Genomic DNA, 9106 nt, shown 5'->3' with positions numbered 1-9106 from the left:
TGCTACGACAACGCCGTCATGGAGAACTTCTTCGGCCACCTCAAGGAAGAGCTCTTCCACCGCGTCCGATTCCTCAACACGGACGCACTGGCAGCTGCAATAGGGGAATACATCCACTGGTACAACACCAAAAGGATCTCCACAAAGCTCGAGGGCCTAAGCCCGGTGCAATACCGTGCCCAGGCCCTCGCAGCTTAGGATCCTATTTGGCAGTCCAACTTCCGGGGACCAGTTCAGTTTTCGCAACAAAAACAGCAACGCTCGCTCACCTGGTGAACTGGCGTTGCTGTTTTAGTTGCAGGTACTGCGAGAGCGTTGCTGTTTAAGCGGCAGGAAGTGAGAGAGCGTTTGTGCGGCGCACTGCCCCTCCGCGCTACTCGCCCCCCGGTTACTTCGCTGCGCGCTGCCTGGAGACTTCGTACAGGGAGATGCCGACGGCCATGGAGGCGTTGAGCGATTCCATCGCGGAGTCGATCGGGATGGAAACGATCTGGTCGCAGTTTTCGCGGACCAGCCGGCTCAGGCCCTTGCCTTCGGAACCGACCACGATGCAGACGGGTTCCTTGGCGAGGCTGAGGTCCGGCAGCGACACGTCGCCGTCGCCGTCGAGGCCGAGCACGTAGATGCCCATGTTCTTGAACGCCTTGAGGGTGTTGTTCAGGTTGGCGGCGCGTGCCACCGGAACGCGGACTGCTGCGCCGGCGCTGGTCTTCCAGGCCGAGGCCGTGACGCCGACGGAGCGCCGCTCCGGCACAATGACGCCGTGTCCGCTGAAAGCCGACACAGAGCGGATGATCGCGCCGAGGTTGCGCGGGTCGGTGATGCCGTCCAGGGCGACGAAGAGCGGCGCGTTGGCCACGTGGCCCCGCTTCCAGTTGGCCAGTGTTTCTTCGGCGAGCTCGTACGCGTCCTGGTACTCGTACGGCGGAATCTGGAGCACGAGTCCCTGGTGGATGGCGTCGTCCGTCATCCGGTCCAGCTCGGGCTTGCCCGTTTCCATCAGCGGAATGCCACGTTCGGCGGCAAGCTTGAGGGACTCCTTGACGCGGTCATCCATTTCAATGCGGATGGCGACGTGGAGGGCCTTGGCCGGGATGCCGGCGCGCAGTGCTTCAACAACGGAGTTGCGTCCAGTGACGACTTCCTCCGTGGCACGGCCCTTCGGACCTGAGCGGGCGCCCGAACCGCGGGCTGCGCCGGGACGCTTGGCAGCAGACCGCTCGGCGAGCTGCTTGCTCTTGTGGGCCTTGTGGTACGGGCGGTCCTCCGCCTTGGGAGTGGGGCCCTTGCCCTCGAGGGCCTTGCGGCCGTGACCACCCGTTCCGATGGTGGGGCCCTTCTTTGCTTTGACCGACCGGCGACCGTTGTTGGCCATGAGTTTCACCCTTGCTTTGTTGAGTAAGTCTGACCTCCAGTCTACTTACTCAGGTTAAATCGCCGGCGCAAGGTCCTGCCTGGCATCCGGGCTGCCTCAGCTCAGCCGCGCTTGAGGGTCCAACTGGCGCCGTCCGGGCCGTCCTCGACGACGACGCCCGCCGCCGCGAGTGTGTCCCTGATGGCATCCGATGCGGCCCAGTCCTTGGTGGCCCGTGCTTCCGCCCGGGCACCAAGCTGGGCCTCGACGAGGACGCCCAGGGCTGTGTCCGCATGGTCGTCCCGTGCGGGTGCCGCAACGTCGTTCAGGCCCAGGACGCGAAGCATGTCGGTGACGGAGTGCAGCGCTGCCCTGGCCGCAGCGTTGTCGCCCGCGGTGAGCGCGGTATTGCCTGCCCGCACGGTGTCGTGCAGGACGGCCAGCGCCTGCGGAACATTCAGGTCGTCGTCCATGGCCGCGGCGAAGGCGTCCGGCACCTCGCCGTAGCTCCCGAACAGGAGGGCCCCGCCATCAGACAAAGCACGCACGGCCCGGGCAACGAAGCCGTCAATCCGTTCCATCGCGGCGGAGGCTTCCTGCAGCGAGGTGGGCTGGTAGTCCAGCACGGACCGGTACTGCGCCTGGCCCAGGTAGTACCGCACCACGCGCGGCGAGGCGAGCTCGAGCATTTCCGTGGGGCTCACGGTATTGCCAATGGACTTGGACATCTTTTCGCCCTGGTAGGTCACCATGCCGTTGTGCATCCAGAAATTGGCGAAGGCATGGCCGGCTGCCTGGGACTGCGCCATCTCGTTTTCATGGTGCGGGAACCGGAGGTCCAGGCCTCCGCCGTGGATGTCGAACCCGGTACCGAGATATTTGGTCACCATGGCCGAGCACTCCAGATGCCAGCCCGGACGGCCGGTGCCCCAGGGTGAAACCCAGCTGGCCGTCGTGGGCTCCCCTTCCTTATGGCCTTTCCACAGGGCAAAGTCCCTCGGGTCCTTCTTCCCGCGCGGGTCGGCGTCGGCAGCGCCCTGCATGTCATCGATCTTCTGGCGGGTCAGGGACCCGTAACGGTTCCAGGAGCGCACATCGAAATAGACGTCGCCGGAATCATCGAGGGCGGGGTACGCATGGCCGCGGTCGATCAGGCGCTGGATCAGCGCGTGCATCTCCGGAATGTGGCCGGTGGCGCGCGGCTCGTAAGTGGGCCGGGAAACACCCAGGGTGTCGTAGGCCTTGAGGAATGCCTGCTCGTAGCGGTAGGCAAGCGCCCACCATTCCTCTTCGCGGATATCGTCCGGGCCTTCCTCGAAGTCCGGCTCAAAGGAGGCGGCGGACTTGGCGAGGATTTTGTCGTCGATGTCAGTGACGTTGCGGACCACGGTCACGCGGAATTTCCGGTATTCGAGCCAGCGGGTGAGCTGGTCAAAGGCAATGGCGGACCGGATGTGCCCGACGTGCGGCAGGCCCTGCACCGTCGCGCCGCAGTAGTACAGGCTCACCTTGCCCGGTGTCAGAGGGACGAAGTCGCGGACTTCGGCGGATGCTGTGTCGTAAAAGCGCAGGGTCACCGCTCCAGATTAGCCGATGGCCTTTGCAGGGCCCGCGACGGGCCTGTTATTTGCAGACTTCGCCGATCTTGTTGTTCTGCTCACTCAGCTGTGCCGTCTGTTCGGCGCTCTTGGTGCCCAGCGAAGTACCGGCGACCTTCTTCATGATGTCCGCCATTTTCTGGATGGGCTCGCCAACCTCGGGGGCTACCTTGTCCGCCACTTCCTGGTAGTGCTTGGCGATCTGGTCAGCCTGCTGCTGCTGGTTTCCGGTGGGTACGAAGGTGTCCCCGTTGAGGAACTTGCAGCTTTCCTCGACACTCATTTTCGGCGCGCCGCAACCGCTCAGCAGCAGTGCTGCAACGAGTACGACGGCGGCAAGCGGCTTCTTCACGAGGGGTCTCCTGGAGTGTTCGGCAGAGGTCTGACTCCCTTAAGCCTAGGCGAAAGACACGCTCCGCCTCAGCCCGCCCGGTAGACCAGCGCGGTGGCGAGGGCCGAAATGCCTTCGCCACGGCCGGTGAAGCCGAGGCCGTCGCTGGTGGTGGCGCTGACGCTCACGGGGGCACCGGCCGCAGCACTGAGGACGTCCTGGGATTCCTGCCGGCGCGGGCCGAATTTGGGCCTGTTGGCCACGAACTGCACGGCGATGTTGCCGATCTCGAAGCCTTCCGCCCTGACTATGCGCGCGGCCTCGGCCAGGAGCGTCACACCGGAGGCCCCGGCGAATTCCGGGCGGTCCGTGCCGAAGTGCGTACCAAGATCCCCGATTCCGGAGGCGGAAAAGAGGGCATCCGCCGCTGCGTGGGCCACAGGGTCGCCGTCGGAGTGGCCAGCCAGGCCCTGCTCGCCATCCCACAGCAGCCCGCCCAGCCACAGCGCCCGCGGATTGTCCGGCGCAGCAAAAGCATGGACGTCGATGCCGATACCTGTTCTGGGAATGATCGGAACTGCCATGATCAGCCCTCCACCCAACGTACGCCGAGGGGACCTTCCAGCAGGCCCTCCGCAATGATCAGGTCCAAAGGCGTGGTGATCTTGAGTGACTGGCTGGCTCCGCGGACGGCATGGACCGGGACGCCCAGGCGTTCCACGAGCATCGCATCATCCGTAATAGCGGCGGACTGGGCTTCATCGAGGCCCGCCACCTCCCGGTGGGCCTTCATCAGCGTGCCGAGATCGAAACCCTGCGGCGTCTGCACGGCGCGGAGCTTCTCCCGCGGTGCCGTGCCGACGACGACCTCCGGCGCAATGAGGGCGTCTTCGTCACGCGTTGCTTCAACAGTCTTGACGGTGTCCACCACCGGCATGACCGGAATCACGGCCAGGGCGCCGGCCGCAAGGGAGTCGACCACACGGTGGAAGACGGACTCCGGGGTCAGCGCGCGCGCGGCGTCGTGGACGAGCACGGCCTGGGTGCCGTCCTCCAGTGCCGCCAATGCGGAACGCACGGAGTCAGCGCGCGTTGCGCCGCCCTCCACCATCGTCAGCAGGGGGCCGCCGTCGACAAGCTCATCCTTGAAGTCGTCGCACATTCGCCGGAGCGCGCCGTCGCCCGCCGGCAAGGCCACGCAGACCTGCTGCGCAACGCCGGAGGCAACAATCCCGCGCAGGGCGTGCATCAGGATGGGCTCCCCACCGAGGGGAACCCTTGCTTTAGGCATGCCGTAACCAAGTCGCTGCCCTGATCCGGCCGCGACCAGGATAACGGCGACGACTGGGCGTGGGCGGTGGTGGTCCCCGACGGCCGGCCCGGATCCGGCCGGAAATTCTGTTGCGCTCATGGGCACAAGACTACGTGCCCGCCCGCTTCCGGCAACCGGCAAAATCCCGGGATCCGTCAGAATCCGGGCAAAAAGAAACCCCGGCGGCTGTTGAGCCACCGGGGTTCAATTCTTAGGAAGCCAAGACTTCGTCGAGAACGCTTGCAGCCTTCTCTTCGTCTGTCTTTTCAGCCAGTGCCAGTTCTGAAATCAGAATCTGACGGGCCTTGGCCAGCATACGCTTCTCACCTGCGGAAAGGCCGCGGTCGTGATCACGACGCCAGAGGTCACGAACGACCTCTGCCACCTTGATGACGTCCCCGGAAGCAAGCTTCTCCAGATTTGCCTTGTAACGACGCGACCAGTTGGTAGGCTCTTCAGTGAACTCGGCCCGCAGCACGTCAAAGACATGCTCCAAACCTTCTTTGCCCACTACGTCGCGAACCCCAACAAGGTCAACGTTCTCTGCTGGAACTTCAATGGTCAGATCACCCTGAGCCACCTTGAGCTTGAGATACATCTTCTCTTCGCCCTTAATAGTGCGCATCTTGATTTCTTCAATTTTTGCTGCACCGTGGTGAGGGTAAACTACTGTCTCGCCGACCTCAAAAACCATGTGGACTTTCCCCTTTCCCGCAGACCAGTTTATCACGATTCAGGCATACGTCTGGCACGGATAAGGGCCGGGAACCGCGCAAATACAGGGAAAAAGGGCCTAATCCACCCCCTCAACCCCCTTGACGGATGCGGATATTAGTGCATGCAGGGGATCCTGCCAAGAGGGCCGGGGTAAAGGTCCGGGCCCGGCGGGCGGCGTGCGCAGCGGCCGGGCGGGGCCATGTTTCCGGACACCAATGTGTACGGGCCGAATCCTTGTTTGAGACGGTTTGAGGATAGGCTATGGCTGAATAATGTTTCAAGACTCTCAAGGAGTGCGTGACGTGCGTTTCACTGCGATGAACCGGGGCCAGCGCGGCAAGCTGGCAATGGCGACGGCGGCAGTTGCCATCGGCCTGCTGTCCGTGACCGGCTGCGGTTACATCAACCCGCAGCAAACTTCTGAGCAGTACTCGGCATCGGACGGCACCAGGGAAGACCTTGGACCGCTCCAGATCCGCAACTTCATGATCGTTTCCACCGGCGAGGACAAGCCGGGCCGCGTGCTCGGGGCCGTTTACAACTCGTCTTCCAGCGACGTCAAGCTGACCATCAACGGGGCAGAGGGCTCGCAGACGCAGGTGTCTGTAAGGCCGAATTCCTACACCCTGCTTAACAACTCCACGGATCCGGCGATCCTCAGCAGCACAGGCGCCGCCGCGGGCTCGCTGTCCGACGTCAGCATTTCCGAAGACGGCACCAACCAGACCGCCAAGGTCAAGGTGCCCGTCCTGGACGCCACGCTGCCTGAATACAAGGAATACCTGCCGGAAAGCGCCGAGCCCACTGTCTCGGAGACGGCAACGCCGACTCCAACGAGCAGCGAAAGCCACTAGCCCGGATAAGCAAGCCGGTAACGCAGAAGGAGGGCTCCCGCCGGGCGGGAGCCCTCCTTCTGCGTTACCGGTATGCGTTGATTAGGGTTCGGAGTTTGCCTAGGGTTCGAACTTGTAGCCCAGGCCCCGGACCGTCACGAGGTACCGCGGCGCCGACGGGTCCGGCTCAATCTTGCTGCGCAGCCTCTTGACGTGGACGTCCAGCGTCTTGGTATCACCAACGTAATCTGATCCCCAGACCCTGTCGATGAGCTGGCCGCGGGTCAGTACCCTGCCTGAATTGCGCAGCAGCATCTCCAGCAGTTCGAATTCCTTCAGCGGCAGCGGCACCTGTTCGCCGTCGACACTTACTACATGGCGTTCGACATCCATCCTCACGGGCCCGGCCTGGACCGTGTTGGTGATGAGCTCTTCCGGTTCCCCCTGCCGCCGAAGGACAGCCCGGACGCGGGCAACCAGCTCACGGGAGGAATACGGTTTGGTGACGTAGTCATCGGCGCCGAGTTCCAGCCCCACGACTTTGTCGATTTCGGCGTCCTTGGCGGTCAGCATGATGACCGGGACCGTGGAGCGCTGGCGGAGCTGCCGGCACACCTCGGTGCCGGACTGGCCGGGCAACTGCAAATCCAGCAGCACCAGGTCAGCGCCGTTGCGGTCGAACTCCGTGATGGCGTCCAGACCGTTGTCCACGACTTCCACCTCGAATCCTTCCTTGCCCAGAAGGTAGGACAGTGGGTCGCTGAACGACTCTTCATCCTCGACTATGAGAATCCTGCTCAAGCGCTGGCTCCTTGCTCATGGACGCCGGTGGCGTCGTGACTGTGTGGTGAGGTGCTACGGGCGGCCGCTGCCGGCGCCGCGGGGGCGTCGCCGTCGTCCTGCCCCTCCATCTCTGGAAGCCGGATGGTGAACGTGGACCCCTGGCCGGGCTGCGACCACAGCGTGACTTCCCCGCCGTGGTTGGAAATGACGTGCTTGACGATGCTCAGGCCCAGGCCTGTGCCGCCGGTCTGCCGGGACCTTGCGGCATCGACGCGGTAGAAGCGTTCAAAAACCCGTTCCTGGTCCTCCGGGGTCATGCCGTCACCCTGGTCCGTGACGGAGATGGAGATCAGGCCTGCCTTGGCACGAACCCCGATCCCCACCCTTGTGTTCTCCGGAGAGTAGCGGATGGCGTTGTCGATCAGGTTTCGCAGGGCCGTCACCAGCAGGTCCTGGTCACCGTAGACCATGGCGTCCACACGGCCGCCGACGACGATGGAGATGTTCTTGCTTTCGGCGGGCAGCTGCGAACGGTCCACGGCTTCGGTGATCACCGCATTAATGTCTACGGGGTGTCCGCGTTGGGCCACGTCCGCGCCCTGCAGTCGGGAGAGCTCGATGATGTCCTGCACGAGAGCCGCGAGCCGCGTCGACTCCTTCTGCATGCGCTTGGCAAAGCGGCGGACGGCCACTTCGTCGTCCGCCGACGATTCCAGGGCCTCAGCCAGCAGGGAAATGGCACCCACCGGAGTCTTCAGCTCGTGGGAAACGTTGGCAACAAAGTCGTTGCGGATCTCCTCAGTTCGGGTGATCTCGGTCCGGTCGTCGGCCAGCAGGAGGATGTATTCCTCGCCGAGCATGGCTGCACGGACCTGGACGACGATGGTCCCCTGCCCCAGCGGGCCTCGGGGCAGTTCAAACTGTTTCTCGAGGATGACGCCGTCCCGCCGAACCCTGGCTGTCATGTCCAGGAGCTGTTCGTGGACCACGGTGTGCCCGCGGACCAGGCCGAAGGCATAGGCTGCCGGGCTCGCCCTCACCACGCCGTCGATCGCGTCGACCACTACAAAGGCACGGCCGACGACGGCGAGTACCTCCGCGGCGCCGGGAGGCAGCGCCGGTTCGTCGAATTCAACATCCACCAGCTTCCGCTGCTGTTCGCTCACCCTGAAGGCGAGCACGCCAAAGATGCCGAACGACAGACCGACCAGGCCTGCGATGACACCGATGAGCATTGGATCCACGGCTCCAGCTTATGCTCTGCCCCGGGCGTCAAAGACGAATGTGATGCGATTACCCGGCGGGTTCAACTAACGTTCACCTATAGGTGCCTAACAGTTCACCGGCCACTGACAGAGTTACCAGTTGGACTGCAGAGCGGTGACACGAAATCCGGCCCACCACGGTGGGAAAGGATTTCCAAGGAAAGGACGCGTAGTGCGCAAGGTTTTTCAGGAGGAGCTCACACAGGTGGGCGAGCAGCTCGTCGAGATTTCAAAGCTGGTCAGCGAGGCCATTGACAAGGCCACGACTGCCTTCGAAGGGGCGGACGTCGACCTCGCCCAGGACGTCATCGCCGCTGACGCAAGGATCGACTTCCTGCAGAACAGCCTGGACGAGCGTGCCATCGACATTCTTGCCCTTCAGGGGCCGGTTGCCAGCGACCTTCGGATGATCGTGGGTTCGCTGCGGATGAGTGCCTCGCTGGAGCGCATGGGCGACCTCGCCCGGCACATCGCCCAGCTGGCGCGGCTCCGCTTCCCTGCCATGGTGATTCCGCCGCAGCTCGCGGAAACCTTCAAGAGCTTCGCCGAACAGGACCTCCTGATCGCGAACAAGCTCACCGAACTCCTGGAAACGCGCGACCTGGAAGTCGCCCGTGACATCCTCAAAGCGAATGCCACGGTCAACGACCTCCACCTGAGCGTCTTCAAGGCAATTGCCCGCAGTGACTGGAACGAATCCCCGGCCACCACCGTGGACGTTGCCCTGGCCAGCCGCTACTTCGAGCGGTTCGCCGACCACGGCGTATCGGTCGCCCAGAAGGTCACGTACCTGGTCACCGGCGCCTGGCACCCGAACAGCACCGAAACCAGCTAACTTCCCTGCCGGGTTTGTCCGGCTTACGACGGCGGGCCGGTCACCTCAGTGACCGGCCCGCCGTTTGTTAATATGCAG

At 63.8% G+C, this 9106-nt stretch carries 11 protein-coding genes; 3 read left to right on the top strand and 8 right to left on the bottom strand.

What is annotated here, in order from left to right:
* A partial coding sequence (locus AC1DRE_RS23050; RefSeq protein ID WP_476986809.1) for an IS3 family transposase occupies positions 1 to 198 on the top strand: 198 nt, incomplete at its 5' end.
* Positions 199 to 388: 190 nt separating this feature from the next.
* Here AC1DRE_RS23050 and rlmB read toward each other — a convergent pair.
* From rlmB to AC1DRE_RS23020, 6 genes are all read right to left on the bottom strand, one after another.
* A complete protein-coding gene (rlmB, locus tag AC1DRE_RS23045; RefSeq protein ID WP_476986808.1) occupies positions 389 to 1375 on the bottom strand; it encodes a 23S rRNA (guanosine(2251)-2'-O)-methyltransferase RlmB in 987 nt (328 codons plus the stop codon).
* A gap of 101 nt (positions 1376 to 1476) precedes the next feature.
* On the bottom strand, positions 1477 to 2931 hold the full coding sequence (cysS, locus tag AC1DRE_RS23040) for a cysteine--tRNA ligase (protein ID WP_476986807.1): 1455 nt from the start codon (positions 2929 to 2931) through the stop codon (positions 1477 to 1479).
* 46 nt (positions 2932 to 2977) lie between these two features.
* Entirely contained in the window at positions 2978 to 3304 is a 327-nt protein-coding gene (locus AC1DRE_RS23035; protein ID WP_364127843.1) for a hypothetical protein, read from the bottom strand.
* Between the two features lie 68 nt (positions 3305 to 3372).
* The gene (gene ispF / locus AC1DRE_RS23030; protein WP_104173933.1) at positions 3373 to 3867 is read right to left on the bottom strand and encodes a 2-C-methyl-D-erythritol 2,4-cyclodiphosphate synthase; all 495 of its coding nucleotides are present in this window, start codon (positions 3865 to 3867) and stop codon (positions 3373 to 3375) included.
* A gap of 2 nt (positions 3868 to 3869) precedes the next feature.
* Entirely contained in the window at positions 3870 to 4694 is an 825-nt protein-coding gene (gene ispD / locus AC1DRE_RS23025) for a 2-C-methyl-D-erythritol 4-phosphate cytidylyltransferase (RefSeq protein WP_476986806.1), read from the bottom strand.
* A gap of 112 nt (positions 4695 to 4806) precedes the next feature.
* On the bottom strand, positions 4807 to 5289 hold the full coding sequence (locus AC1DRE_RS23020; RefSeq protein WP_011690592.1) for a CarD family transcriptional regulator: 483 nt from the start codon (positions 5287 to 5289) through the stop codon (positions 4807 to 4809).
* 340 nt (positions 5290 to 5629) lie between these two features.
* Here AC1DRE_RS23020 and AC1DRE_RS23015 point away from each other — a divergent pair, with 340 nt between their 5' ends.
* Positions 5630 to 6166: a hypothetical protein gene (locus AC1DRE_RS23015; protein WP_476986811.1), complete on the top strand. Its 537-nt coding sequence runs from the start codon at positions 5630 to 5632 to the stop codon at positions 6164 to 6166.
* A 99-nt stretch (positions 6167 to 6265) separates the two neighbouring features.
* Here the strand turns inward: AC1DRE_RS23015 and AC1DRE_RS23010 are convergent, their stop codons facing one another.
* Complete coding sequence (locus AC1DRE_RS23010; protein WP_476986805.1) at positions 6266 to 6946, bottom strand: winged helix-turn-helix domain-containing protein; 681 nt, start codon at positions 6944 to 6946, stop codon at positions 6266 to 6268.
* A complete protein-coding gene (locus tag AC1DRE_RS23005; protein WP_476986810.1) occupies positions 6943 to 8163 on the bottom strand; it encodes a sensor histidine kinase in 1221 nt (406 codons plus the stop codon). Before AC1DRE_RS23005 ends, AC1DRE_RS23010 begins: the two co-directional genes overlap by 4 nt.
* Before the next feature lie 202 nt (positions 8164 to 8365).
* Here AC1DRE_RS23005 and phoU point away from each other — a divergent pair, with 202 nt between their 5' ends.
* The gene (gene phoU / locus AC1DRE_RS23000) at positions 8366 to 9028 is read left to right on the top strand and encodes a phosphate signaling complex protein PhoU (RefSeq protein ID WP_476986804.1); all 663 of its coding nucleotides are present in this window, start codon (positions 8366 to 8368) and stop codon (positions 9026 to 9028) included.
* Positions 9029 to 9106 lie beyond the last annotated feature (78 nt).

The sequence above is a fragment of the Arthrobacter sp. P4_H3 genome (assembly GCF_056400885.1).
The sequence above is the reverse complement of the archived record's forward strand: the minus strand, read 5'-3'. Positions and strand labels throughout refer to the sequence as shown.

What these genes read in the sequence shown, in the direction of transcription:
- rlmB (WP_476986808.1), bottom strand. Translation starts at nt 1,375, where the DNA reads ATGGCCAACAACGGTCGCCGGTCGGTCAAAGCAAAGAAGGGCCCCACC.
- ispF (WP_104173933.1), bottom strand. Translation starts at nt 3,867, where the DNA reads ATGGCAGTTCCGATCATTCCCAGAACAGGTATCGGCATCGACGTCCAT.
- ispD (WP_476986806.1), bottom strand. Translation starts at nt 4,694, where the DNA reads ATGAGCGCAACAGAATTTCCGGCCGGATCCGGGCCGGCCGTCGGGGAC.
- AC1DRE_RS23020 (WP_011690592.1), bottom strand. Translation starts at nt 5,289, where the DNA reads ATGGTTTTTGAGGTCGGCGAGACAGTAGTTTACCCTCACCACGGTGCA.
- AC1DRE_RS23015 (WP_476986811.1), top strand. Translation starts at nt 5,630, where the DNA reads ATGAACCGGGGCCAGCGCGGCAAGCTGGCAATGGCGACGGCGGCAGTT.
- AC1DRE_RS23005 (WP_476986810.1), bottom strand. Translation starts at nt 8,163, where the DNA reads ATGCTCATCGGTGTCATCGCAGGCCTGGTCGGTCTGTCGTTCGGCATC.